At 63.5% G+C, this 24,429-nt stretch carries 25 protein-coding genes; 19 read left to right on the forward strand and 6 right to left on the reverse strand.

Annotation, left to right across the window (positions count from 1 at the left end; all coding sequences use genetic code 11):
- The first annotated feature begins 74 nt into the window (after positions 1-74).
- The 3 genes from IVA91_RS30750 to IVA91_RS30760 all read left to right on the forward strand — a co-directional run bounded on the left by IVA91_RS30750 (position 75) and on the right by IVA91_RS30760 (position 2,367).
- The gene (locus tag IVA91_RS30750) at positions 75-1,073 is read left to right on the forward strand and encodes an MBL fold metallo-hydrolase (RefSeq protein WP_247275981.1); all 999 of its coding nucleotides are present in this window, start codon (positions 75-77) and stop codon (positions 1,071-1,073) included.
- 226 nt (positions 1,074-1,299) lie between these two features.
- Positions 1,300-1,851: an NAD(P)H-dependent oxidoreductase gene (locus IVA91_RS30755; protein WP_247275982.1), complete on the forward strand. Its 552-nt coding sequence runs from the start codon at positions 1,300-1,302 to the stop codon at positions 1,849-1,851.
- A gap of 198 nt (positions 1,852-2,049) precedes the next feature.
- The gene (locus tag IVA91_RS30760; RefSeq protein WP_008567889.1) at positions 2,050-2,367 is read left to right on the forward strand and encodes a septum formation initiator family protein; all 318 of its coding nucleotides are present in this window, start codon (positions 2,050-2,052) and stop codon (positions 2,365-2,367) included.
- A gap of 168 nt (positions 2,368-2,535) precedes the next feature.
- Here IVA91_RS30760 and IVA91_RS30765 read toward each other — a convergent pair whose 3' ends face one another.
- Entirely contained in the window at positions 2,536-2,706 is a 171-nt protein-coding gene (locus tag IVA91_RS30765; protein ID WP_247275983.1) for a hypothetical protein, read from the reverse strand.
- A gap of 54 nt (positions 2,707-2,760) precedes the next feature.
- Here IVA91_RS30765 and pdhA point away from each other — a divergent pair, with 54 nt between their 5' ends.
- The 9 genes from pdhA (at position 2,761) to IVA91_RS30810 (ending at position 11,422) form a co-directional block, all read left to right on the forward strand.
- Complete coding sequence (gene pdhA, locus IVA91_RS30770) at positions 2,761-3,783, forward strand: pyruvate dehydrogenase (acetyl-transferring) E1 component subunit alpha (protein WP_247275984.1); 1,023 nt, start codon at positions 2,761-2,763, stop codon at positions 3,781-3,783.
- Between the two features lie 29 nt (positions 3,784-3,812).
- Positions 3,813-5,204: a pyruvate dehydrogenase complex E1 component subunit beta gene (locus IVA91_RS30775; RefSeq protein WP_247275985.1), complete on the forward strand. Its 1,392-nt coding sequence runs from the start codon at positions 3,813-3,815 to the stop codon at positions 5,202-5,204.
- A gap of 3 nt (positions 5,205-5,207) precedes the next feature.
- Positions 5,208-5,510: a DUF5076 domain-containing protein gene (locus tag IVA91_RS30780; protein ID WP_247275986.1), complete on the forward strand. Its 303-nt coding sequence runs from the start codon at positions 5,208-5,210 to the stop codon at positions 5,508-5,510.
- A gap of 1 nt (position 5,511) precedes the next feature.
- Entirely contained in the window at positions 5,512-5,964 is a 453-nt protein-coding gene (locus IVA91_RS30785) for a nucleoside deaminase (protein ID WP_247460020.1), read from the forward strand.
- Between the two features lie 62 nt (positions 5,965-6,026).
- Positions 6,027-7,379, forward strand: coding sequence for a pyruvate dehydrogenase complex dihydrolipoamide acetyltransferase (locus IVA91_RS30790; protein WP_247275988.1), 1,353 nt, complete (start codon positions 6,027-6,029; stop codon positions 7,377-7,379).
- A 22-nt stretch (positions 7,380-7,401) separates the two neighbouring features.
- The gene (locus IVA91_RS30795) at positions 7,402-7,635 is read left to right on the forward strand and encodes a hypothetical protein (protein ID WP_247275989.1); all 234 of its coding nucleotides are present in this window, start codon (positions 7,402-7,404) and stop codon (positions 7,633-7,635) included.
- Between the two features lie 16 nt (positions 7,636-7,651).
- Positions 7,652-9,073, forward strand: a complete 1,422-nt coding sequence (gene lpdA / locus IVA91_RS30800; protein WP_247275990.1) for a dihydrolipoyl dehydrogenase — start codon at positions 7,652-7,654, stop codon at positions 9,071-9,073.
- A 55-nt stretch (positions 9,074-9,128) separates the two neighbouring features.
- Positions 9,129-10,370 carry a threonine synthase gene (locus IVA91_RS30805; protein WP_247460022.1) on the forward strand — a complete coding sequence of 414 codons (1,242 nt, stop codon included), beginning with the start codon at positions 9,129-9,131 and terminating at the stop codon, positions 10,368-10,370.
- Positions 10,371-10,453: 83 nt separating this feature from the next.
- The gene (locus IVA91_RS30810; RefSeq protein ID WP_247275992.1) at positions 10,454-11,422 is read left to right on the forward strand and encodes a tripartite tricarboxylate transporter substrate binding protein BugD; all 969 of its coding nucleotides are present in this window, start codon (positions 10,454-10,456) and stop codon (positions 11,420-11,422) included.
- 52 nt (positions 11,423-11,474) lie between these two features.
- Here IVA91_RS30810 and IVA91_RS30815 read toward each other — a convergent pair whose 3' ends face one another.
- The 3 genes from IVA91_RS30815 to IVA91_RS30825 form a co-directional block, all read right to left on the reverse strand.
- A complete protein-coding gene (locus IVA91_RS30815; RefSeq protein WP_247275993.1) occupies positions 11,475-11,855 on the reverse strand; it encodes a response regulator in 381 nt (126 codons plus the stop codon).
- 95 nt (positions 11,856-11,950) lie between these two features.
- Positions 11,951-12,619 (reverse strand): response regulator transcription factor, encoded by a 669-nt coding sequence (locus IVA91_RS30820; RefSeq protein ID WP_247275994.1) that lies wholly within the window; start codon positions 12,617-12,619, stop codon positions 11,951-11,953.
- Complete coding sequence (locus IVA91_RS30825) at positions 12,616-14,601, reverse strand: PAS domain S-box protein (protein WP_247275995.1); 1,986 nt, start codon at positions 14,599-14,601, stop codon at positions 12,616-12,618. The genes IVA91_RS30820 and IVA91_RS30825 overlap by 4 nt, the downstream gene beginning before the upstream one ends.
- 1,334 nt (positions 14,602-15,935) lie before the next feature.
- Between IVA91_RS30825 and IVA91_RS30830 the strand changes: the two genes are divergently transcribed.
- A complete protein-coding gene (locus IVA91_RS30830; RefSeq protein WP_247275996.1) occupies positions 15,936-16,292 on the forward strand; it encodes a hypothetical protein in 357 nt (118 codons plus the stop codon).
- Positions 16,293-16,368: 76 nt separating this feature from the next.
- Here the strand turns inward: IVA91_RS30830 and IVA91_RS30835 are convergent, their stop codons facing one another.
- Entirely contained in the window at positions 16,369-18,558 is a 2,190-nt protein-coding gene (locus IVA91_RS30835; RefSeq protein ID WP_247275997.1) for a lytic transglycosylase domain-containing protein, read from the reverse strand.
- Between the two features lie 318 nt (positions 18,559-18,876).
- Between IVA91_RS30835 and IVA91_RS30840 the strand changes: the two genes are divergently transcribed.
- From IVA91_RS30840 to IVA91_RS30865, 6 genes are all read left to right on the forward strand, one after another.
- Positions 18,877-20,613 (forward strand): adenylate/guanylate cyclase domain-containing protein, encoded by a 1,737-nt coding sequence (locus IVA91_RS30840; RefSeq protein WP_247275998.1) that lies wholly within the window; start codon positions 18,877-18,879, stop codon positions 20,611-20,613.
- A gap of 122 nt (positions 20,614-20,735) precedes the next feature.
- Entirely contained in the window at positions 20,736-20,912 is a 177-nt protein-coding gene (locus tag IVA91_RS30845; protein WP_247275999.1) for a hypothetical protein, read from the forward strand.
- Between the two features lie 151 nt (positions 20,913-21,063).
- On the forward strand, positions 21,064-21,276 hold the full coding sequence (locus tag IVA91_RS30850) for a hypothetical protein (RefSeq protein ID WP_247460025.1): 213 nt from the start codon (positions 21,064-21,066) through the stop codon (positions 21,274-21,276).
- Positions 21,277-21,377: 101 nt separating this feature from the next.
- Positions 21,378-21,635 (forward strand): hypothetical protein, encoded by a 258-nt coding sequence (locus IVA91_RS30855; RefSeq protein ID WP_247276001.1) that lies wholly within the window; start codon positions 21,378-21,380, stop codon positions 21,633-21,635.
- Between the two features lie 34 nt (positions 21,636-21,669).
- Positions 21,670-21,963 (forward strand): hypothetical protein, encoded by a 294-nt coding sequence (locus tag IVA91_RS30860; RefSeq protein WP_247276002.1) that lies wholly within the window; start codon positions 21,670-21,672, stop codon positions 21,961-21,963.
- Positions 21,964-22,029: 66 nt separating this feature from the next.
- Positions 22,030-22,605 carry a hypothetical protein gene (locus IVA91_RS30865; RefSeq protein WP_247276003.1) on the forward strand — a complete coding sequence of 192 codons (576 nt, stop codon included), beginning with the start codon at positions 22,030-22,032 and terminating at the stop codon, positions 22,603-22,605.
- A gap of 784 nt (positions 22,606-23,389) precedes the next feature.
- Here the strand turns inward: IVA91_RS30865 and IVA91_RS30870 are convergent.
- The coding region (locus tag IVA91_RS30870) for a transposase (protein ID WP_247460031.1) at positions 23,390-24,429 on the reverse strand (1,040 nt) is incomplete at its 5' end.

Consider the following 24,429-nt stretch of genomic DNA (forward strand, 5'->3'; position numbering starts at 1 on the left):
CTGAGCGAACCGGGGGATTATTCCCGCCGCCGTTGAAAGCGGAAAAACCGCAAGGCACTCAGAAGGGGATCTGCATGACCGACCTCAATCGCCGTCACCTGCTTGCAGGCGCCGCCACCCTCAGTGCGGCTGCCGTTACCGGGCTTGGACCGATCGCCGCCGATGCCTCAGTGCCGCCGGCCGGAACGCAGGCGCCGGGCTTCTATCGCTATAAGGTCGGCAGCTTCGAGTGCACCTCGATCAATGACGGTGCGCGCACCTTCCCGATGCCGGACAAGTTCGTCGTCAACGTGCCGAAGGACGAGGCGCTGGCCGCAGGCGAGGCGGCCTACATGCCGAAGGGCATGGTCACGGTGCCCTTCAACCCGCAGCTCATCAATACCGGCTCCAAGCTGGTGCTGATCGATACCGGCAACGGCATCGCGAATTTCGAGCCGAGCAAGGGCGCCGTCGGTCGCACGTTGCAAAATCTCCAGGCCGCTGGCGTCGATCCCAAGAACATCGACGTCGTGCTGCTCTCGCATCTGCATCCCGACCACACCAACGGCATCCGCCTCGCCGACGGCGCGCTCGCCTTCCCGAACGCGGAGATCATGGTGCCGGGCAAGGACTGGGAGTTCTGGACCAGCGAGGACAACGCCGCCAAGGCCGAGTCCAACGCGATGATGAAGAATTATTTCGCGAACGTGAAGAAGACCTTTGCCGGCCTCGAGTCCAAGGTCACCAAGTACGAGTGGGGCAAGGAGGTCGCGCCCGGCATCACCTCCATCGCGACGCCGGGTCATACGCCCGGCCACACCTCGTTCGCGGTCGCATCGGGCGATGCGAAGGTGCTGATCCAGTCCGATGTCACCAACATTCCGGAATTCTTCCTGCGCAATCCGGACTGGCACGTGATGTTCGACACCGATGCCGCGCTGGCGCAGGCGACCCGCCACAAATTCTACGACATGGCGGCGGCCGAGAAGGCGACCGTGGTCGGCTTCCACTTCTCCTTCCCCTCGATCGGCCATGTCGAGAAGGACGGCGCAAAATATCGCCTGATCCCATCGGCGTGGAATCCAACGATCTGATCTGGGTTAGTCTCGTCTAGACGTTCGCGCGAATGATCGGGCCGCCACTTGGCGGCCTGACTGTTTTGGCCAACAGGTCAAAGGACGCGATTTCCCCAGAAGAGCCGAGGGCACTTTCACGAAACACAGCGTTTCCAAATCGAGCCAGTTCATGCACTTGCATCCATCGGTCCGGATGGCTTAAGTGCCTTCCCGGCACTCCCGCTCAAGATCCCAAGGACACACCATGGCCTACAACATTGTCACGATCGCCGGCAGCCTGCGCAAGGACAGCTTTTCGCTCAAGATCGCCAATGCCCTCGCCAAGCTCGCACCTAGCTCGCTCAAGCTCGAGGTCGTCACGCCGGCGGGCATTTCCTTCTTCAACCAGGACCTCGAGGGCGCGCCGCCCGCCGACTGGCTGGCCTTCCGCGAGAAGCTTCAGAAATCTGACGGCGTCATCTTCGTCACGCCCGAATACAACCGCTCGATCCCGGGCGCGCTGAAGAATGCCATCGACGTCGCCTCGCGGCCCTATGGCAAGAGTTCGTTCAACGGCAAGCCGGTCGGCATCATCTCGAATTCGCCGGGGCCGCTCGGCGGGGTCAGCGCTGCCAAGCATTTGCAGACCATCCTGCCTGGTATCAGCGGCCCGATCATGCAGCAGCCGGAGGCCTATCTGAACGCCGTGGGCGACGCCTTCGATGCCGAGGGCAATCTGACCAAGGAGTCGCTGAAGCCGGTGCTGCAGGCCTATCTCGACGCCTTCGCGGCGCACGTGGCGAAGCATCACGGCTAATCCAAGTCGCCGGCGGCTAGACGCCAGGTCCTGATCTTGAGGAGGCGCGTCAGCGCCGTCTCGAAGGATGGCCGCGGGGACAGCGGGGCCTTCATGATTCGAGACGGCCGCTATGCAGCCTCCTCACCATGAAGGTCAGATCCTCGTCAGCTAGGGCCGATTAGCACTCCCTTAACCAACCTGTCCCATCTTCCCAAGATGGTCTCCCGCGCGCGCCTGAAATCGATCCTGACCGGCCTTGCCCTGTATGCGATGGCGGCGGCCATCGTCGGCTATTTCGGCGTCAACGCCTACACCGGCAAATACGGCCTCAATGCCCGCCAGGAGCTCGATCAGGAGATCATCGCCCTGACCAGCGAACTGGCGCAGCTCAAGCGCGAGCGCGCCCGGAGCGAGCAGCGCGTCTCTTTGCTGCGCACGTCGAGGATTGATCCTGACATGCTGGACGAGCGGGCGCGCTACCAACTCGACTATGTCAATCCGCATGATCTCGTTCGGATGATCCCGGCGAAATAGCGTTCTCGCTGCCGAGCGGTCGTGACATGATCGGCCATGGTGTCTTGGTCGAAACGGTCGGGGCGTCGGGCGTGAGTCCCAAAAGATGATGCTCGATCACGACCCGCAGACCAAGAAGCTCCCGAAGAGGGTCGGCTTCTTCTGATTGGGCGGACGGAGAGGGCGGCGTCATTTCGGCATCGCCCGTCCTCCCCATTTCTTGACGCGGTCACGAATCTGCGCGTGCGGCAGCCTTGCATCGAATTGTTGCCCGATCGGCGCCAAAGATTTTCCAATATTACGATCACGTTGCAGTGCGGCATAATGAAAGTCGTGCCATGCCGCCGCGGTGCTTTCCAACGGTGTTTGACTTGGGTTAGAGAGGGCGAAAGTTTTCTCTGACCCGGAATTCCCATGGCCGCACCCAAGAAAGCCGCCGCAAGCACTCCACAGGACAAGGCCGACGGCGGTCCGCCCCCGGAATTCACCAGGGAGCAGGAGCTCAAGGCGCTCCGCGACATGCTCCTGATCCGGCGCTTCGAGGAAAAGGCTGGCCAGCTCTACGGCATGGGCGCGATCGGCGGTTTCTGCCACCTCTATATCGGCCAGGAGGCCGTGGTGGTCGGCATGCAGATGGCCCTGAAAGAGGGCGATCAGGTCATCACCGGCTATCGCGATCACGGCCACATGCTCGCCACCGGCATGGACGCCAACGGCGTGATGGCCGAGCTCACGGGCCGCCGCGGCGGCTATTCCAAGGGCAAGGGCGGCTCCATGCACATGTTCAGCAAGGAGAAGCACTTTTACGGCGGCCACGGCATCGTCGGCGCGCAGGTCTCGCTCGGCACGGGTCTCGCCTTCGCCAATCACTATCGCGGCAACGACAATGTCAGCGTCACCTATTTCGGTGACGGCGCGGCCAACCAGGGTCAGGTCTATGAGAGCTTCAACATGGCGGAGCTCTGGAAGCTGCCGGTGATCTACGTCATCGAGAACAACCGCTACGCTATGGGGACCTCGGTCTCGCGCGCCTCGGCGCAGCAGGACTTCTCCAAGCGCGGCGCCTCCTTCAACATTCCCGGCAAGCAGGTCGACGGCATGGACGTCCGCGCCGTGAAGGCTGCGGGCGAGGAGGCGGCGGCCTGGTGCCGTGCCGGCAAAGGCCCCTACATTCTCGAGATGCAGACCTACCGCTATCGCGGCCACTCGATGTCCGACCCTGCAAAATATCGCACGCGCGAGGAGGTCGAGAAGATCCGCCACGACCAGGACCCGATCGAGCAGGTACGTAACCGCCTCTTGGCGGCCAAGGTCAGCGAGCAGGATCTGAAGGCGATCGACGCCGAGGTGCGCGACGTCGTCAACGCGTCCGCCGATTTCGCCCAACATGATCCCGAGCCGGATGCCGCCGAGCTCTGGACCGACGTTTACCGCTGAACGCGCGCAAGCTTTCTTTTGGAGTCGACATGCCAATTCAAGTGCTGATGCCCGCGTTGTCGCCCACGATGGAGAAGGGCAACCTCGCCAAATGGCTGAAGAAAGAGGGCGAGACGATCAAGTCCGGCGACGTCATCGCCGAGATCGAGACCGACAAGGCGACGATGGAAGTCGAGGCAACCGATGAGGGCACGCTCGGCAGGATCCTCATTCCCGAGGGCACCGCCGACGTTGCCGTCAATACGCCGATCGCGACCATCCTCGCCGATGGCGAGAGCGCCGCCGATCTCGCGAAGGCCCCAGCGCCGGCCAAGCAGGAGAAGGCTGCGGAGTCCGCGCCGCCCGCCGCCGCCAAGTCCGAGGCCCCCCAGCCCAAGGCGGCGCCGTCCGCGCCGCAGCCCGTGGCCGAGCCCGATCCGGAGGTACCCGCCGGCACCGAGATGGTGACGCAGACCATCCGCGAAGCCTTGCGCGATGCCATGGCCGAAGAGATGCGCCGCGACGGCGATGTCTTCGTGATGGGCGAAGAGGTGGCCGAATATCAGGGTGCCTACAAAGTCACGCAAGGGTTGCTTCAGGAGTTCGGCGCCAAGCGCGTGATCGACACGCCGATCACCGAGCACGGCTTTGCCGGTGTCGGCGTCGGTGCCGCGATGACGGGCCTCAAGCCGATCGTGGAGTTCATGACCTTCAACTTCGCCATGCAGGCGATCGATCAGATCATCAACTCCGCGGCCAAGACGCTGTACATGTCCGGCGGCCAGATGGGCTGCTCGATCGTATTCCGCGGGCCCAATGGTGCCGCTGCGCGGGTCGCAGCCCAGCACAGTCAGGATTACTCGGCCTGGTATTCGCACATTCCCGGCCTCAAGGTGGTCGCGCCGTATTCGGCGGCCGATGCCAAGGGGCTGCTTAAGGCCGCCATCCGCGATCCCAACCCGGTGATCTTCCTCGAGAACGAGGTGCTCTACGGTCACACCGGCCAAGTACCCAAGCTCGACGATTTCGTGATTCCGATCGGCAAGGCGCGCATCGTGCGCTCCGGCGGCCACGTCACCATCATCTCGTGGTCGAACGGCATGACCTATGCGCTCAAGGCCGCCGACGAGCTCGCCAAGGATGGCATCGAGGCCGAGGTGATCGACCTACGCACGCTGCGCCCGATGGACACCGAGACCATCATCAACTCGGTCAAGAAGACCGGTCGTGCGGTGACGGTGGAGGAGGGCTGGGCTCAGAGCGGGGTCGGCGCCGAGATCGCCGCGCGCATCATGGAGAACGCCTTCGACTATCTGGACGCGCCGGTTACGCGGGTCTCCGGCAAGGACGTGCCGATGCCCTATGCCGCGAACCTGGAGAAGCTCGCGCTGCCCTCGGCAGCGGAAGTCGTCGAGGCCGCCAAAGCCGTCTGCTACAGGTAGACCATGGCGGGCCCCAAGGAGCAGCCACTGCCGCCCGACGTCATGACCCGCGAGGACGCGGTCGAGATCCTGCGTGTGTTCGTGCTGGACGGTGGGCTGTCGATGGCGTTCCAGCGCGCCTTCGAGGAGCCCGACATGTGGGGCCTGCTGCTCGTCGATCTCGCGCGCCATGCCGCGCGCGCCTATGCGCGCGAGAGCGAATACACCGAGGAGGATGCCTTGAACCGGATTCTGGAGATGTTCCAGGCCGAGATCGAGCGTCCGACCGACACCGGCAGCACGACGCCACGCGGCAAGGGGCACTGACGTGGCCATCGAATCCTATCACTACGATTTTATGCTGGAGGCGACCCGCGAGGCGGAAACCTCGATCGCGCAGGGCGGCCTGCCGATCGGTGCGGTGCTGACGCGCGACAACAAGATCATCGCCCGCGGTCACAACAAGCGCGTGCAGGAGAACAACGTGATCCTGCACGGCGAGATGAGCTGCCTGCGCGAAGCCGGCGCGATCACGTTTCATGACACCGTCATGTACACCACCCTGTCGCCATGCTCGATGTGCGCCGGCGCGCTGGCGCTGTTCAAGGTCAAGCTGGTGGTGATCGGGGAATCTGTCACCTTCGAGGGATCCAAGGACATCCTCGACAAGTTCGGCATCCCCTGGATCGACCTTGCCGACGACCGCTCCATCACCATGATGAAGAATTGGCGTTCCAATCCCGCCAATGAGCGTCTGTGGCAGGGCGACATCGGCAACTAAACCTGGTCTGTTCGTCTTCGCTTCAGGAGACGACGTTTTGAGAAGTTCTTCGTGAGGTCAGCATGCCCATCAACATCCTGATGCCCGCTCTTTCGCCGACGATGGAGAAGGGCAACCTCGCCAAGTGGCTGAAGAAGGAGGGCGACAAGGTCAAATCCGGCGACGTCATCGCCGAGATCGAGACCGACAAGGCGACCATGGAGGTCGAGGCGATCGACGAAGGCACGATCGCCAAGATCCTGGTGCCCGAGGGCACCCAGGACGTTCCGGTCAACGACGTGATCGCGGTGCTGGCCGGCGAGGGCGAGGACGTGAAAGCCGCGGGCGCCGCGAAGCCGACCGCCTCGGCTGCACCGCCCAAGACCGCTGAGGCACCTGCTGCCGCGCCGGCACCGGCACCTGCGCCGGCCGCACCCAAGGCGACGCCGGCTGCCGCCGCACCGGCTCCGCCGGCTGCAGCTCCCGCCGCGCAGGGCAACGGCCATGGCGGCCGCGTGTTCTCATCGCCGCTCGCGCGCCGTATCGCGAAGGAAGCCGGCATCGATGTTGCGATGATCACGGGCACTGGCCCGCACGGCCGCGTGGTCGCGCGTGACGTCGAGCAGGCCAAGTCCGGCAAGGGCCTCAAGGCTCCCGCCGCAGCACCGTCTGGGGCGCCCTCGATCGCGCCGACCATGTCTGACAAGCAGATCCTGTCGCTGTTCGAGCCGGGCTCCTACGACATCGTCCCGCATGATGGCATGCGCCGGACCATCGCGCAGCGCCTGACCGCATCGATCCAGAACGTCCCGCACTTCTATCTCACCATCGATTGCGACATCGGCAAGCTGCTGGCCGCGCGCGAGGAGATCAATGCGGCTGCTCCCAAGGACAAGGAGAAGAAGCCGCTCTACAAGATCTCGGTCAACGACTTCGTCATCAAGGCGATGGCGGTCGCACTCCAGAAGATCCCGAACTGCAACGTCAGCTGGACCGAAAGCGGCATGGTCAAGCACCACCATTCCGACGTCGGCGTTGCCGTCGCGATGCCAGGCGGCCTGATCACGCCTATCATCCGCAAGGCCGAGACCAAGACGCTCTCGACCATCTCCAACGAGATGAAGGACTTTGCCGCGCGCGCCCGCTCGCGCAAGCTGAAACCCGAGGAATACCAGGGCGGCACCACGGCCGTCTCCAACCTCGGCATGTACGGCATCAGTCACTTCACCGCGGTGATCAATCCGCCGCACGCGACCATCCTCGCGGTCGGCACCAGCGAAGAGCGTCCCGTCGTGCGCGGTGGCAAGATCGAGATCGCAAACATGATGAGCGTGACCTTGTCCTGCGATCACCGCGCCATTGACGGCGCGCTCGGCGCCGAGCTGATCGGCGCGTTCAAGCAGCTGATCGAAAATCCCGTCATGATGATGGTCTGACGCGGCGGCAGAGGGGGCAACGTTGCATGTCCGTACCCGCTGGCCATGGATATCGCTGCTGCTTGGGGGGATCGTCGCGCTCAATCCGATCGGGCTCGATTTTCTTCAGTCCGCCTTCCTGTCGGCAGAGCAATTATCGCGGAACATCGCTCAACCCATTGTGTTGAGCGCGCTGGCTATTCTGGTGCTGGTCGGGATCATCGAATGGCTAGTCAGGTTTGTTGTCTTCAAGCGCCGCGCTCGCGGCGCCTCTTGAATTGAACGGGAGCGCCATGGCCGATACATCCTTCGACGTCATCATCATCGGCTCCGGTCCCGGCGGCTATGTCACCGCGATCCGCGCCGCACAGCTCGGCTTCAAGACGGCGATCGTCGAAAAAGCGTATCTGGGCGGCATCTGCCTGAACTGGGGCTGTATTCCGACCAAGGCGCTGCTGCGTTCGGCCGAGATCTACCACTACATGCAGCACGCCAAGGATTACGGCCTGTCGGCAGAGAAAGTGTCTTTCGACCCGAAGGCTGTGGTGCAGCGCTCGCGCGGCGTCTCGAAACGACTCAACGACGGCGTCGGCTTCCTGATGAAGAAGAACAAGGTCAGCGTGATCTGGGGCGCGGCGTCGATCGACGCGACCGGCAAGGTCACTGTGAGTAAATCGGACGTCGAGGGCCCGAAGGGCACGTTGGGCGAGGGGAGCTACCAGGCCAAGCACATCATCGTTGCGACCGGCGCGCGGCCGCGCGTGCTGCCCGGGCTGGAGCCGGACAAGAAGCTGGTCTGGACCTATTTCGAGGCGATGGTGCCGGAACGGATGCCGAAGTCGCTGCTGGTGGTCGGCTCCGGCGCGATCGGCATCGAGTTCGCCTCGTTCTTCCACACCATGGGCTCCGACGTCACGGTGGTCGAGGTGCTACCCCAGATCCTCCCCGTCGAGGACGCCGAGATCGCGAGCCTGGCGCGCAAGCGCCTGGAGAAGCAGGGCATCAAGATCATGTCCTCGACCAAGGTCACCAAGCTCGAGAAGAAGGCCGATAGCGTCGTCGCCACCATCGACGACGGCAAGGGCAAGCCTGTGGCGACCGAGTTCGAACGGGTGATCTCCGCTGTCGGCGTGGTCGGCAACGTCGAGAATCTCGGCCTCGAAAAGCTTGGGGTGAAGACCGATCGCGGCATCATCGTGGTGGACGGCCACGGCAGGACCAACGTTCCTGGCATTTACGCCATCGGCGACGTCGCAGGTCCCCCGATGCTCGCGCACAAGGCCGAGCATGAGGGCGTGATCTGCGTTGAGGCAATCAAGGGTCTCAATCCGCATCCCATGGACAAGAACATGATCCCGGGCTGCACCTATTGCCATCCGCAGGTGGCATCGGTCGGGTTGACTGAGGCCAAGGCCAAGGAGAGCGGCCGCGAGATCCGCGTCGGCCGCTTCCCCTTTGTCGGCAACGGCAAGGCGATCGCGCTCGGCGAGGACCAGGGCCTCGTCAAGGTGATCTTCGACAAGAAGACCGGACAGCTTCTCGGCGCTCATATGGTCGGCGCTGAAGTCACCGAGCTGATCCAGGGCTACGTCGTCGCCATGAACCTGGAGACCACGGAAGAAGAGCTGATGCACACAGTGTTCCCGCATCCGACGCTGTCGGAGATGATGAAGGAAGCCGTGCTGGATGCTTATGGACGGGTGCTGAATATTTGAACGCTCGCCATGACGACCAAAGAGCTGTTCTCCAGAATAAGAAGGAAACCACCCCATGCACGACAACGACAACCTCACCATCGAACGTCCGACCTTCGTCACGCATCTCGAATGCGCGATGGAAGGCGATCATTACGCCCCCGACCAGGTCCACAATCTCTCCAAGGCCGGCAAGCCGCTGCTGGTCCGCTACGACCTCACTGGGGTGAAGAAGGCGCTGACCAAGGACGCCCTGGCCCAGCGTCCCGCCGACATGTGGCGCTACCGCGAGCTGCTGCCGGTGCGCAAATGCAAGGACATCGTCTCACTCGGCGAGGTCACGACGCCGCTGATCCGGCTGCCGAAGCTCGGCGCCAAACTCGGCGGTGGCGAGATCATCGTGAAGGACGAAGGGCGCCTGCCGACCGGCTCGTTCAAGGCGCGCGGCCTCGTGATGGCGGTGTCGATGGGCAAGGCGCTGGGCATCAAGCACATGGCGATGCCGACCAATGGTAACGCCGGCGCCGCGCTGGCGGCCTATGCGACCTCCTGCGGCATCAAGACAACGATCTTCTGCCCGGCCGATACGCCCGAGGTGAATGTCAGCGAGATCGAGCTCCAGGGCGCGACCGTCTATCGCGTCAACGGCTATATCGACGATTGCGGCAAGATCGTCGGCGAGGGGAAAGCAAAAGTCGGCTGGTTCGACACGTCGACGCTGAAGGAGCCGTACCGCATCGAGGGCAAGAAGACGATGGGCCTCGAGCTTGCCGAGCAGCTCGGCTGGGACGTGCCCGACGTGATCTTCTATCCGACCGGCGGTGGCACCGGCCTGATCGGCATGTGGAAGGCGTTCGACGAGCTCGAGAAGATCGGCTTCATCGGGTCCAAGCGTCCGCGCATGATCGCGGTGCAGGCCTCGGGCTGCGCGCCGATGGTGCGGGCCTATGACGCCGGCGCCGAGCATGCGACGCGCTGGGAGGATGCCCACACCATCGCCTCGGGCATTCGCGTGCCGCAGGCGATCGGCGATTTCCTGATCCTGCGCGCGGTGCGGCAGAGCAAGGGTTTTGCCATCGCGGTCGACGACGACAAGATCTCGTCGGCGCTGAGCGAGGTTGCGCGCGAGGAGGGACTGCTGTTGTGTCCCGAGGGCGCCGCCACCTACGCTGCCTACAAGCAGAGCCTTGCCGATGGCCGTGTCAGCAAGACCGACCGCGTCATGCTGTTCAACTGCGCGACCGGACTGAAATATCCATTGCCGCCGGTCACCCGGACGCTCGATCGCCACAAGCCGATCGATTACACGCAGTTCTAGCGCGGCAATACGCCACGAACGATCCCTCTTCCCGTACGCGGGCAGAGGGTCACAATAACAAAGACATCGCTGGGGAGAGGACTATGAAGGCCGCTTGGGCTGCGCTGATTGCCATTCTCGCTGTTGCAGGCGCCGCGCGCGCTGACGACTATCCCACGCGTCCCATCACCATCATCGTGCCATTCGCGGCCGGCGGGCCGTCGGATGCAATGGCGCGGGTGCTTGCGGAGCGCATGCGCGTATCGCTTGGCCAGCCCGTGGTGATCGAGAACGTCACCGGTGCGGGCGGCTCGATCGGCGTCGGTCGCGCCGTGCAATCACCGCCGGACGGCTACACCATCTCGTTCGGCCATCTCGGTACCCACGTCGCAAACGGTGCCGTCTACAAGCTCAAATACGACCTTGTCGCCGACCTCGAGCCGGTGGTGCTGTTGCCGAGCAATCCGATGATCGTGGTCAGCAAGAACGCGGTGCCGGTGACCTCGCTGAAGGAGCTCATTGAATGGCTGAAGTCGCGGCCATCGCCGCCCACGGCAGGCACGGCCGGCGCAGGCTCCGGCAGCCACATCGCCGGCGTCTATTTCGAGAGCGTCTCCGGCATCAAGCTGCAATACGTGCCGTATCGCGGCACAGCGCCCGCCCTCAACGATCTCATCGCCGGCCAGATCGATCTCATCGTCGACCAGACCTCCAATTCCATCAACCAGGTCCGCGCCGGCACCATCCGCGCCTACGCCATCACCGACGACAAGCGCCTGCCGTCGGCGCCGGAGATTCCGACCGCGGAGGAGGCGGGCCTGAAGGGTTTCAAGATGACGCTGTGGTCAGGCATGTGGGTGCCGAAGGGCACGCCGAAGGAGGTCGTGACCAAGCTCAACGCGGCGGCCGTGGAAGCGCTGAACGATCCTGGAGTGAAGAAGCAGCTCGAAAGCCAGGGCCTGGAGATGACGCCCAAGGATCAGCTCACGCCAGAAGCGCTCGGCAACCGCCAGAAGGCGGAGATCGCTAAATGGTGGCCGATCATCAAGGCGGCGAATATCAAGGTGGATTGAGGTGGGCTGCGCTGGTGTCAGCGTCGCATTCGCTGATCGCCGGACAATCACTTCATGGTTTCGTCACCTGCTGCAGCGCCACCTCCAGGCATTTCATCAGATCCGAGGCGGCAAACGGTTTACCGAGGAAACAACTTGCCCCGGCTTTAAGCGCACGCACACGCACGCTCTCCTCCGGGAAAGCGGTGATGAAGATGAACGGCGTTGACGACCCCTGCGCGCGCATCTGCGTCAGCAGATCGATTCCAGTGACCGACGGCATCTGCACGTCCGCGATCACGCAGGAGGTGTCGGTCGAATCGGTCGACCTCAAAAACTCCTCGGCGGAGGCGAATGTGTGGACGATGTATCCGCGGGATTCCAAGAGATTGTTGATCGCGGCCCGCACGTAGGGATCATCGTCAAGCACAGAAATGACCGAAGCCACTGACAAGACGTCCGCTCCTCGCCCGGAATTACGCTTGCCGTCGCTACGGCCTCACATAAACCCGCAAGGTGGACCCGCCGGTCATCGTTGGAAACTCATACTTAGGTTTGTACGTCGGGCTTGCTGGGTCGAATCCCGAGCGCCTCGCTCATCCTCACCAGGTCGGCCAGCGACTTCGCCCCCATTTTCCGCATGATTTGGCCGCGATAGATCTTGACGGTGATTTCCGCCAAACCGAGCTGGGCGGCCACTTGCTTGTTCATCAGGCCCGACGTCACCAATGACAAGACGTCCCGCTCCCGCGAGGTGAGTGACTCGAAGCGCGATCTGACGTCCGAGACGGTCTTGTAAAGATCGCGGCGCTTGCGGTCTCGCTCGATCGCGGCCTGGACCGCGTCGAGAATTTCCTGGTCGCGAACCGGCTTGGTCAGGAAGTCGATCGCGCCGCTCTTCATGGCCCGAACAGTCATGGGAATATCGCCATGACCGGTGATGAAGATGATCGGCGTATGGATATTTGCCTTGGCAAGATCGGTTTGCAGCTCAAGGCCGCTCGTTCCGGGCAGGCGGATGTCGAGCACCAGGCAACTGGGGACTTCCGGCGGCTTGGTCTGGAGGAGTTGCGGCGCCGAGCCGAATGCTTCGACCTTGAGGCCGACCGACTCGAACAGATTGGTAAGCGCACGACGCATGGACGCGTCGTCGTCGACGATGAAGACGATTGGCTGATCGCCGTCCTCCTTGGGCGAAGGCCCCGCGCGCTCGTTCACGGTGCTTCCTCTCGATGGAGTGGCAGGGTGATCTGAAAAGTCGCTCCGCGCTCCTGGTTCGGTATGGCGGAAAGTCGTCCGCCGTGTGCCTCGATAATCGAGCGGCAGATCGACAGGCCCATGCCCATGCCGCTGGACTTCGTGGTAAAGAACGGCATGAACAGGCGGTCCATTGCCTGTTCGCAGATGCCGACGCCGCAGTCGGAGACGCTCACCAGCACCGCGCCATCGTCGTCGGCCGCTGAACGGATCGCCAGCTCGCGCGGGCGGTCATCGATGCCTTCCATGGCCTCGATGCCGTTCTTGATCAGGTTGATGAGGACCTGCTGCAATTGAATTCGATCGCCAAAGATCCTGGGCAGTGCCGACGACAGTTCCATTCGAACCGACACGGCATGGCTCGCCATCTCGCGCTGAACGAGCGCGACAGCCTCGCGCACGACCACGCTGACTTCGAGCGGAGCCATCTCGATATCGGAACGCTTGGCGAGCGCCCGAACGTGACGGATGACGTCGCTGGCACGCTTGCCGTCCTCGATGATCCACTCCACGGAGCGGCGCGCCGCCTTGAGATCGGGCGGACTGCGCTGCAGCCAGGCTAGGCAGGCGTCGGCGTTTGCGATCACGGCGGCGAGGGGCTGGTTGATTTCGTGAGCAATTGAAGCGGTCAGCTCGCCCAGCATCGTTACGCGAGTCACATGAGCGAGCTCGGCTTGCGCCTTGCGCAGCGCCTCTTCGGCGTGATCGGCCCGGATGGCCGCGGTCACGTCGGTGCAGACGCCCCGATAACCCAGAAAGGTGCCGTTGGCGTCGAAGAACGGCTTGCCGCTCGTCCGCACATAGATCGGCTGTCCGTTGCGGTCCTTGCTGCGGTAAACCAGATCGCGGAACGGGACGTGGGCATCGAGCGCCGCCCGATGTTGTCGCCATTTTTCGGGCTCGAGATCGGCGTCGGGAGCAATGTCCCAACGCGTGAGCCCGATCAGGCCCGCGGGGGCGGTGACGGTATCAGAATGTTCCGAGATGTGAGTGACGCGATGGTCTGGTCCCGTCTCCCAGAACCAGTCGGAGGCGGTTTCGGCATAGTCGCGAAAGCGCTGCTCGCTGTCACGAAGTCTGCGCTCTGCCTCCTTGGTCGCCGTGATGTCAGTCACCGACCCCACGAACTCCACGTGACCGCTCGCATCTCGCGTCGCGCGGGCGACCGCTCGGACGTACTTGATGGAACCGCCGGGCATCACCAGCCGGTATTCGTGATCGTAATCTTTTCCCTCGCGCGCCGCCCGGCCCGTGATCCGCTGCACTGCGAGCCGGTCCTCCGGATGGATGCGCTGGAGCATGAAGGGAATCTCTGGCTTGGTCCCCTCGTCGCATTGGAAGATGCGATAGGTCTCCTTGGACCATGTGATCTCGCCGGTTGCAGCCCTCCAGCCGAAACTGCCGGTGTGGCTCAATTCCTGTGCCTGGGCGAGGTAAGCTTCGCTCTGTCGCAGCGCATTCTCCGCTTCCTTGCGCTCGGTGATGTTCTCGCAGGCGACCAGCACGATCGGCCCGCCATTGCCCCGCAGCATGGTCTTGGCATTCTCGCGCACCCATAGCACCGAGCCGTCCTTGCGAACCTTCCGGATTTCCCAGGTGTGTGACTGATCAACGGTCTCAAGGCACAGCGCAACACACGCGCGTACGAAGTCGCGATCTTCCTCGAAGAACACATCCAGCACTGATCGGCCGATCAACTCCGCGGCCGTATAGCCCAGTTGCGCCGCGCCGAACGTGTTCACGTTGATCACGGTTCCGCTCGGATCGACCATGAAATACATGACCGGGTTGTGCTCGAAGACTTGCTGCCACTGCTTGACCGCCTCCAGCAGACCGGCGTCGCTGGGCTCGCTGCGCGGCTTGGGGGTGACAACTTGCCTGAGGCAGCCGGCGAGGTATTGCGCGGCTGACTTCCCGAACGTTGCTGCCCGGCCCGGCTTCATCGCAGACGCTCCCGGCGCTCTCTGCGTGAACACAAGTAGAGCACGTTGCCGCCGGAGGAGCAATTCCGGCCAAAGTCGGATGCCGGTGACGACGTTGGGCTTGGAATTGGCTGCTCGCCGTCCTGGTCACCTCAGCGCCCGATTTTTCGCGGTAGCCGTGCAACCCGCGCATCGTGCGTGGTCTCGTTGAACGCGAGCCCGCGCGAGAGCCCCCGGGCGAGTACGGGACAAACCTAGGTATAGCTCGTCTATTCCTAGTCATGGCGGCCATTTACCTCCGTACAATTGAGCGCCTCATGCCTGGCGGACTAGCCTCATGACCATCGGGAGTGTCGACCAGCCAATCGCATCGGTCGGGCGAGATCGGGTCTCAAGCCTACGGCCGAGGCCTCTCACTAACAGGCACGACCAAGGACGAGGCCGCTGCATTTCTCGACACCCAGCCGCGTTGGAGCAATTCACGACCCGCGTGAGGTCGACGGGAACCAAGCAACAAGGGAGAGAACAATGTGCAATACGTCGCAACTTCCTGAGCCTCGCCTATCCGAGTCCGAACGTTGCTCTTCAATCAAAGGCTGTGCGGTGTGTGGCGGCAAGTTTGGCCTGATCCGCTACTATTCCTGGCGCACAGCGCTCTGCTCCAAGAAGTGCGTTGATCGCTTCCGCACACGCCGCGAACGCGACCGCCGGTGGCTGTTCCGGGCTCAGGTCGCGTGAGGGCTGAACTGGAGAGCTGACTTCTAATCGCGGAGCTCGTGCGTTGAACCGCTCATGCAAGCTCTTGTGCTCGATGGTTCTCCTTGGCTCCGCTGCGACGGTCCAGGCGCAGGAGACAAGAGACGGTGCCGTTCATCGCCAGCATCCACCCCAGGACCAGGCGCTGCACGAAAAATTCTATTCGACCTGGCACATGCCGGACAATCCGAGCCTCAGTTGCTGCAGCAGCGCTGACTGCTATCCGACTGATATCAAGTACATTGACGGCCGGCTCTATGCACGGCGCAGGGAGGACGGCAGATTCATTCTGATCCCACCGCAAAAAGTGGAGCGAAACAGGGATAATCCGGACGGCCGAAACCATCTTTGCGCTCCACCGCCCGCACTTTCTCCGTTGGACAGCGTTTACTGCTTCGCTTTGGGAGGTGCCACGTGAGATTCGCGTTCGTATTGGTGAACGGCCGGACTCCGTTCCGGAAGACCTGGTGCATGCAGTGCTGCGAGCCGATCAGCAGCAGCTATCTCCGCGAGATTCGGACAGGTCTGCCTTACTGCGACTATCAGTGCTACGCGCTGTTCTGCGAAGCGCTCGCCAAAGATGGCGTGAGGGCGGCTTCATGAAATTCGTGGTGGTCAATCACGACCCCCCGTTGCCCGCCGTCACGTGCAGCACATGCTCGCGGTCAATCCGCTCCGGCTATGTCCGGCATGTGCGGACGCAGCGCCGTTACTGTGACTACGATTGCTACCGCCGCGGCGAACTCGTCACGTTTATGCGATGGTCGATGCCCGGGTGGACAGAACGGGCCGCCGAGAACGTCGAGTTCGCTGGAAACATGATCGAGACGTTGGCGGTCCTGACGGCCGTCTCGTGCTGGAGCTGCACGATACACGCCTGGACCTTCGCAAGAGCGTTGACCGGCGCATATTTGGACGGTCGCGATCTGATCACGATGGAAGGAGGTGACACCTAGCTGCGCGACTGCACGCGCGTGGAAGCCGCAGCACCGTAACCTTGCAGGCGCCGCGTTCAGCCCCGGGCGGCGTTGACTAGGGAGCAGGTGCTGCGGCCGCCACGGGTGCGGTTGCGCCAGCTTCGTGCGTGACGACGCGCTGGTCGCTCTTGCCGGCGATCATGCCGCTGTCTTCGAACCGTGCGCGGTAGACCAGCACGTTCTCGATCACGCGCTGGACGTAGTTGCGCGTCTCCGACAGCGGGATGCGCTCGACCCAGTCGACCGGATCGACCTTGGGGTCTCTGGGATCGCCACGCGCCTGCACCCATTCGCGCACGCGACCGCGGCCGGCATTGTAGCCGGCGAAGGTCATGATCTGGTTGCCGCGATATTCCGAGAACAGCGCGCTGAGCTCGGCCGCGCCCATCTGCGTGTTGTAGACGGGATCGGAGACCATCCTGTTCCAGTCATAGGTCAGGCCGAAGCGTTTGGCGGTGTCGCGGCCCGCTTCCGGCGTCACCTGCATCAGCCCGACCGCATTGGCCGGCGACTTGTCGCGCTGGTCGAACGAGCTTTCGGTGCGCGCCACCGAATAGATCACGCTGGTCTCGATCGCGGGCGCGACCTGTTTGTGCTCGGGAACGCCGATGGTGGGGAAGGCATAGTGGTCGAGCGCAAGCCCGCGTGCCAGCGCCGATTTGCCGATCTCCAGCATCACGCGCGCATCGCTGCGCCGGCCCGCGAGCTCGGCGAGGGCTTCGAGCGCCGCGAGCTCGGTGCTCTCCTTGGCAAAATCCTCGGCATAATAGAACACCACGCCGCGCTCGCCGATATCGTAGAGCATGTTGGCGGCGCGCACGCGTTCGTCCGCCAATTGCGTGTCGGCAGTGGCCAACACCGGGGAGGGCGCACGTAGCTCGATCCGGTCGAGGCCAAGCTTTGCGCGGGCGAGCTGGCCGTAATAGGCGGTCTGATAGCGCGCCGCCGCCTTGTAGCTCATGCGGGCGTCGACGGTGGCGCCCATCGCTTCGGCGGCGCGGCCGCGCCAGTAATGGGCGCGCGACAGCGCGATCGGATTGGCCGAGCCTTCGTCGATTGCGGCGAAGTGCACCATCGCCGTCTTGGGATCGTCGAGATAGCGCAGCGCGATCCAGCCGCACATGAAATGGTAGTCGACGCGGTAGACTTCCTTTTCCGGCACCGCGGCCGTGCGCACCACGTCGTAGGCGGTCTTGAACTTGCCCTGGTCGAGCAGCTTGCGTGCCAGCAGGCGGCGCTCGCGCCACCAGGCATCGGTGTCCTGCGCCGCCATCGTGTCGGGCAGGGCGGTGAGGATCACCTCGGCTGCGTCGTCGATGCGGTCGTTCTGAAGATGCCATTGGGCGCGGCACAGTACATAGCCGAGATCGCGCCGCGCCTCGGTCGAGACGTCCTCGAGATAGTCCTTGGCCTTGCTAGCCTTGCCGGTGACGGCGGCGCAGGCCTTTACGATCGCGAGCGCATCCTCGCCGAGACGTTTGGCTGCGCGTCGTGCGCCTGCGTAGTCCTTGGCGCCGAGACGCTTGTCCATGCGCGCGCGGTGATCGTCGGTGGATAGAAGGTCGTGGAACGCCGCGTAGGAGTCTTCTTCGCTCCGCTCGGACAATTCATCCGTGCGCCAGGCCTCGCGCACGAGACGCGCGGCCCTGTCGGTCTCGCCTTCAGTGAGCAGCACACGGGCCAGCGCGAACCTGCCCTTGGCGCTGGTCGGCCGGTCCATGGTGAATTTGTGCACGATGGCCGGCTCGCTCTTCTCCTGCCACAGCCGCGCCTCGGCGCGCCGGCACAGCAGAGCGCTGCTCGGCCAGTCCGGATTGGCGGCGAGGAAGGCGGCGTAGCGCTTGAAATTCGCCGTGCTCTCGGAATGGCGCAGCATGAACCAGTCCACAAGCTTCTGTCCGGCGGGGTCAGTGATGCGGTCGCGTGCGGCGCCCGCATCCTCGGTCTTGCCCTTGCGCGCGAGGTCGATCGCATCCCTCAGCGCGGCGAGATCGCCGGTCAGCGGCGGCGGTGCCGGCTTATCCGAGGGTACCTCGACCGTCTTCTTCGACTTGCGCTTGGCTTCGGCGTGCTTGCCGTGCCGCGCCTTGGCGGCCGAGGCATGGCGGTGCTTGCCGGCCTTCGCCTCATTCGTCTTCTTCGGAGCAGATGATTTATGACTGCTCTTCGCCGCCAACGCCGTGGGAAGGAGGGCGATCGCGGCCACGGCAACGACACACGCGAGCGAGCGTAGGCACTGGTTCATTCCATGGCCCCCTGCGAAACCACTACAAACCAAGGTCCGCGACGACATGCGGCTTGAGAATCAAAAAAAGACACCAAAACGATGTCATGACATCGTTTCGCATTTCTCACGCTCCCGCAACAATGCGGCAAAATACGGATGGGAACTCGGGAACGTGCGAAATGGTGGAAGGACAGCGCCTTTAAACCTCTGTTAGTGGGCTCTCGCAGGGGTTGTGTAGGTTCAGGACGTCAGGCCCGCCAGATTGTGCGTGTCCCTACGACCAATTCCGGTGTATTGAGTTCCATCGTTCATCCTTTCAGCCTTTGCCCTGCACCTATGCCGATTTTCAACCAGTCGATTCGGCGCAAGATCGTCGGGGTCGCCCTCGGATTGATCGTTCTCATGTTGATCACCTCGATCCTGTCGATGGTGATGTCGAGCCAGGTCGGCGTGCTCTTGGACGAGCTGACCAACCGTTACATCCCGGCCTATGGGCATCTGGCGCGGGCCAACGTCCGTTCGCTGGAACGGGCGTTGGCACTGCGGCGCATGGTCATGACCAAGATGCAGTCGCCATCGGACGAGGAGGCCTATGCGGCGCGCCTGCGCGAGTTCGATCAAACCGACCGCAAGATCGAGGAGGAAGCCGAGAGTGCACGCAAGCTCATCAACGCCATCATCGACGATCCCAGGACCCCGTCCGACTATGCCGCGCTGGCGCGGATCGAGCTCCGCATCGAGACCGCCGTCACTGAGCTGCGCCGCGATCTTGACGAGGACCACGGAAAGCTGGTCAAGCAGGTCGATGCCAAGCAGATGGCGGAGGCCCGCGGCACGCTGGAGCACATCGATGCGCTGCGCGACCAGTTCAACCAGAAGATCGATGCGATCCGCACCGACATGCTGGCGCAGGTTTTCTTCAGCACGTCGCAGGTGATCAGCCGCCAGCACCAGACGATCATCGTGTCGGGCGTCGTGACCCTACTCGCAGCGATCGTCGGATTTGCCTTTGCGCTGCTCGTGAGTAGCGGTATCACGCGCCCGGTGCGACTGCTGCTCGCTGGCACCCGCGAGGTCGAGGCGGGTCGGTTCGACAAGCCGATCACCGTTTCCACGCAGGACGAGATCGGCGAGCTTGCCGCGGCCTTCAACCGCATGATCGAGCAGTTGCGCCACAACGAACGCATCCGCGAGACCTTCGGGCGCTACATCGACCCCAAGGTGGTGCAGGGCCTGATTGACCGGCCGGAGGTCGCCATCGAGGGCCAGCGTCGGGTCATGACCATCATGTTCTGCGACATGAGCGGCTTCACTTCGATGAGCGAAGGCATGACGCCGCGCGGTCTCGTCAAGGTGATGAACCACTATTTCACGGTGATGTCCGGCCCCATCCGCAGCAATCGCGGCGTCATCGACAAATATATCGGCGACGCCATCATGTCCTATTGGGGGCCGCCCTTTATCGAGGAGGACGAGCAGGCGATGCTCGCCGGCCTTGCCGCCATCGAGATGGCCGATCAGGTGCCCGCGCTCCAGAAGCAGCTGCCGGATCTGCTCGGCATCCGCGCCATGCCGGCGCCCTGCGATCTGCGCATCGGCATCGCCACCGGCGAGGTCCTGACCGGCAGCATCGGCTCCGAGCTGATGATGAGCTTTACCGTGATGGGCGACGCCGTGAACCTCGCCTCGCGGCTGGAGGCCGCCAACAAGGCGTATGGGACCCGCATCCTGATCTCGCAGGCAACGGCAGAGGCGGTCGGCGCGCGCCTCGAGCTGCGCGAGATCGATCGTCTCGCGGTGGCGGGCCAGAGCGCACCGCAAGCTGTTTTCGAGGTGATGGGCAGGGCCAACGCACTCACCGATGCCCAAGCGAGCCTGCGCACGCACTATGCCGAAGGTCTCTCCGCCTATCGCGCCCGGCGCTTCGGCGATGCCCGCGCCGCCTTCAACGCCGCGCTCGAAGCGGTCCCGGGCGACGGTCCTTCGCGCACGCTGCTCGGCCGCATCACGCAGTTCGAGGCCAACCCGCCCGACGGCGGTTGGGATGGCGCCTGGCGGTTGGAGCAGAAATAGCCGTGCCTGCCGTCCTTCGCCGCAGACCGGAAAAAACGATTCTGGTTCATAACGATGTTCGCCGTGACCTATTTCCCGGGCTTAGGCTTGATGTCCTTGAGGCGTCTGATGGGGACACGCCGATGACACATCTTGAGGACAGGCTCGAACGGTTCGAGACGCTCACCGCGGAGTGCGAGCTGATCGCCAAGCTCGCGACCGACAGCGCCAAGCGCGAGTTCTATCTGAATCTCGGAGAACAGTACCGCCAGCTGGCGCTGGACACGCGGCAGGCGATCGCGACCAGGGCCGCGGCCTGAGGCCGGCTGCAATCCGTTCTTAACATTTGGCGCGCATTCTCGCAGCATGCGGATGTCGCTGATCGGCGACGGTTCGTGGTGGGAAGGCCGGGATTCGTTGCAATGCAGCGCGCCCCGCGAGTGTCACTTGCCATGTTCGACGGGCAATCCCATGCGCCTCGTTGCAGTGATCACAGTCGCGCTCATGATGGCAGCCTGCAATCAGGAGCAGGACATCACCGGCTCGGCCTCGACCTGCCCGATGCGAAACTACAGCAGCTACAATCCCCGCGACATGAACCAGTGCGTCAGCACCTGCAAAGCATGCGATCGCGGCACCACGGTGACCTGCACGACCTCCTGCTCCCTCAAGGGGGCGCACTGATCCAAAGTCCCTGACGCGCCAAGCCCGGCGGTGCCTAGGCACCGGAACGATTCACATGGATTAATCATTGAGGAAGCGGGCAGGACGCGGAGTTCGATGGAATGGGTATGCTCGATCCCGGCCGGTTCCTGGTGTCGTGCTCGCATTGCGACGCCTGGCCGATGGCTGCCAACGTCAAACGTTCAAGCTGGTCGGCGTCCCCGCACGAAGTCCGCTTCGTGTGCCCGCGCTGCCGCCGCGAGGAGACCGCGATCGTCTCCGCCTCCGGCGAACTGACGCCGATCAAGCGCATCGATGTTCCGCCACGCGACGTCGCCGTTGCGTGGGCGCAAGCCCAGCGCCCGCGCGGGCGGACGTAAGTCGCCACGCACTCGCAGTCTGACGGGACGTCCCTTGATCTCCGATTTGGAACCGGGCCCACCGGCGGGCGTTTCTGCCCAACATCAACCCATCGAGGCCGGGCGAATGATCAGCGAGCACTTCGACACCCGCACACGGATCAACATGAAATTGGCGTTGGACCGGATCTGCCGCGGTCGCCCCGATGGCGAGGACTATGGCTTCCGGAGGTCGGTCGCTGAAAACATCGTCCGGTGCGCGCTTATGGGCCGAACCGGTATCGGCCAGCTCGTCGACGCCGGCGAACGGGCCGTGGTCCGGACGCGCTCCGAGAGAACGCCGGCCTGATCGTGCTGGCTTGCGTAAATCGTAAATCATCACCAGACGTGGTAAGACGACCGTCTGGAGATCACCATGGCTCTCATCCTGCCATCTCATGACGACCGTTTCCGGCTTCACCCCGTCGCGCCGCGCCTTGCGCGGATGTTCTGTTTTGCGCTGTTGGCGGTGTCAGGCGCGCTCGGAAGCTTCGCGTTCGCCTGCGCCACGCCGTTTGCGGCCTTCGCGGTTGTCGCGGCCGCGATGCTGCCGCTGCGGCCGGCACTGCTCGTCGTCACCGGCGTCTGGCTCGTGAACCAGGCCATCGGCTTCGGCGCGCTGCATTACCCTATCGACGGCAGCACCATCGCCTGGGGTTTTGCGACCGGCGCGGCCGTGCTGCTGGCGACCGCCGTTTCGTCCGCCGTGCTGCGTACGCTGCCGCAGGGCCGCAGGCCGCTGGCGCTGGCCGTCACGCTCGTTGCCGCCTATGCGGCCTATGAGCTCGCGCTGCTCGCCGCGACGCCGGCCCTCGGCGGAGAGGGCGCCTTCACCGCTGCCATCGTGACGCGCATTGGGCTCACCAGTGCCGTGTGGCTCGCCGGTCTCGTCGCCGTCTGCGAGATCGTCCGTGTGGGCGATCCGTTCGTCCGCGCGCTGCGGAATGCCTGAGCACATCCCGACGGGCAAAACACCAGGCAATTTCGGCCTGTCCCGTGTCAAGCGGCGCGTTCAAAAATATTCCGCTTTACCGAAATTCGGAAATGACGTATGTGTCGTGCATCCCGGCTCATCCGAGAGGGGCGATCATGTGTCGTGATGATCGCGGAGCCGGGCTTGCGGTGGACGCGGCAGCGTCGGGCGCGAAAGGCCAAGGGCAGGGCGGATTGCTCTCCGTGAGCCCTTGAGCTTCGCGCAGACGGACGGCGCTGTCAGGTTCGTCGCGCCAGCATGTCGATGGCAAAGTGCACAACGCCGTCGAACCCTGCGGCGCAGGCGAGCCGCGCGTACGGCAAAACCGTGTGGTCCTGGCCGTCGTTGCTACGGTCAAGCCCTGGCGGATGCGGCATGGGCGTCAACCGGCGCGGTGTCCGTGACTTCTACGAGGGCGAGGGAGGCCAGAACGAATTCGGCTCCCAGGAGAGCGCGGCATAAGCCGTCAAACCACTGCGCAGGGAAGGCCGTGTGTTGGGCTTCACCTGTATGCCGCTGTGCAGTTTTCTGCGTGTGCCTTTCGCACAGCGGACCGTGGGTGCCAGGTCAGCACCCGGCCTTCCCCATAGGCGTTAAGATAGCGCGAGCATCGATTGATACCGACGTTTTCGAGGAGGCTCGCGCAGGTGCCGCCCAAGCGCTCGTTTTCTGCGGCGGAAGCAGCGGATGGTTGGTTGTGGAATGATCGCTTGTAGCAAGGATGCAACGAGTTGTTGCAGAACGCGCCAAGCGCCAGGTGTTGTCAGGCGGCCTGCATCCAGCGGGGAGAGTCCTCGAAGTCGCGGGCAAGCGGCTCGAGCAGCAGGATGATCAAGAGGTGGGCCAGCAGGTAGGACTTGGCGGAGCGCGGATCGGTTCCAGGTGGCGTCTTGAGACCAATCAGACTCTTCAGTCGCTTGAAGCCAAGTTCGATGCGCCATCGCAGTCGATAGAGCGCGAGTACATCCTTGGTGGAGAACTCGTCCCGTGCGAGCGACTTGACCAGAATGACCCAATCCGCGGCTTCCAGAGTTTCTTTGGAGATGACGCGGTTTTCGTCTTGTGCGTCTCGCCGGGCTTTACGACGCGAAGCCGCGACTGCACCGGCGGGCTTCTTGACTGCGACCAGACGCATAGCCAGAGGCGAACCGTCCTTGCGTTTGATCCAAATCCTCCGATCGATCAGTCCGTGCGCCTTCGCCGCACGCAATTGGGCCATCAGATCGAACGGAAGGCCTTTGGCATCAAGCCAACGTGCGTTCTTCCAGCCCGCTCGGATCAAAACGTCTGCCCCGGCGTCGCGGACAGCGGCGATGCGGTCGGGTTGCAGATAAGCGCGGTCAGCAATGCGGATCTCGTTCTTGACCACCGGTATCCGGTCAAACGTTTCGCCCTCTTGCTGATCTGTCAGCTCGAAGTGACCAAAGCGCTCATATGGCAGATCGAATGCACTATGAACGCGCCAAAGCTCACTGTTCCTGCGCGCAGCCGGTCCTGCCTGAGGCACTGTCGTCGCATCGATAATGCGGATCAGGCGGCCTCGGCTCGCCTTCGGGGCTGCCGCAGCGAGCAAGCCCTCCACCAGCACTGCAAACCAATCGCCACATTGACGCAGGCGATAGAACAACGCCACGCTACTGAGGTCGGCAAGGCCAACAGAAGCGGCCCACGCGGCTGTCGATCTCAACCCTCTTTCACCCAGACTGTGTTTCGGCATGGAATAAGGACCCCGTTTTCGGGGTGATCGGCATCCAATCGGGACCCCGGGATAAGGGTCCACAGTGGCTTCCATCGAGTCATGGA

Origin of the sequence: Bradyrhizobium sp. 153, assembly GCF_023073835.1 — a bacterium.
GTDB lineage: Bacteria > Pseudomonadota > Alphaproteobacteria > Rhizobiales > Xanthobacteraceae > Bradyrhizobium.

Coding starts and splice junctions, on each gene's coding strand:
- IVA91_RS30750 (WP_247275981.1), top strand. CDS start 75: ATGACCGACCTCAATCGCCGTCACCTGCTTGCAGGCGCCGCCACCCTC.
- IVA91_RS30755 (WP_247275982.1), top strand. CDS start 1,300: ATGGCCTACAACATTGTCACGATCGCCGGCAGCCTGCGCAAGGACAGC.
- IVA91_RS30760 (WP_008567889.1), top strand. CDS start 2,050: ATGGTCTCCCGCGCGCGCCTGAAATCGATCCTGACCGGCCTTGCCCTG.
- pdhA (WP_247275984.1), top strand. CDS start 2,761: ATGGCCGCACCCAAGAAAGCCGCCGCAAGCACTCCACAGGACAAGGCC.
- IVA91_RS30775 (WP_247275985.1), top strand. CDS start 3,813: ATGCCAATTCAAGTGCTGATGCCCGCGTTGTCGCCCACGATGGAGAAG.
- IVA91_RS30780 (WP_247275986.1), top strand. CDS start 5,208: ATGGCGGGCCCCAAGGAGCAGCCACTGCCGCCCGACGTCATGACCCGC.
- IVA91_RS30790 (WP_247275988.1), top strand. CDS start 6,027: ATGCCCATCAACATCCTGATGCCCGCTCTTTCGCCGACGATGGAGAAG.
- lpdA (WP_247275990.1), top strand. CDS start 7,652: ATGGCCGATACATCCTTCGACGTCATCATCATCGGCTCCGGTCCCGGC.
- IVA91_RS30805 (WP_247460022.1), top strand. CDS start 9,129: ATGCACGACAACGACAACCTCACCATCGAACGTCCGACCTTCGTCACG.
- IVA91_RS30810 (WP_247275992.1), top strand. CDS start 10,454: ATGAAGGCCGCTTGGGCTGCGCTGATTGCCATTCTCGCTGTTGCAGGC.
- IVA91_RS30825 (WP_247275995.1), bottom strand. CDS start 14,601: ATGAAGCCGGGCCGGGCAGCAACGTTCGGGAAGTCAGCCGCGCAATAC.
- IVA91_RS30830 (WP_247275996.1), top strand. CDS start 15,936: ATGAAATTCGTGGTGGTCAATCACGACCCCCCGTTGCCCGCCGTCACG.
- IVA91_RS30835 (WP_247275997.1), bottom strand. CDS start 18,558: ATGAACCAGTGCCTACGCTCGCTCGCGTGTGTCGTTGCCGTGGCCGCG.
- IVA91_RS30840 (WP_247275998.1), top strand. CDS start 18,877: ATGCCGATTTTCAACCAGTCGATTCGGCGCAAGATCGTCGGGGTCGCC.
- IVA91_RS30845 (WP_247275999.1), top strand. CDS start 20,736: ATGACACATCTTGAGGACAGGCTCGAACGGTTCGAGACGCTCACCGCG.
- IVA91_RS30850 (WP_247460025.1), top strand. CDS start 21,064: ATGCGCCTCGTTGCAGTGATCACAGTCGCGCTCATGATGGCAGCCTGC.
- IVA91_RS30855 (WP_247276001.1), top strand. CDS start 21,378: ATGGGTATGCTCGATCCCGGCCGGTTCCTGGTGTCGTGCTCGCATTGC.
- IVA91_RS30865 (WP_247276003.1), top strand. CDS start 22,030: ATGGCTCTCATCCTGCCATCTCATGACGACCGTTTCCGGCTTCACCCC.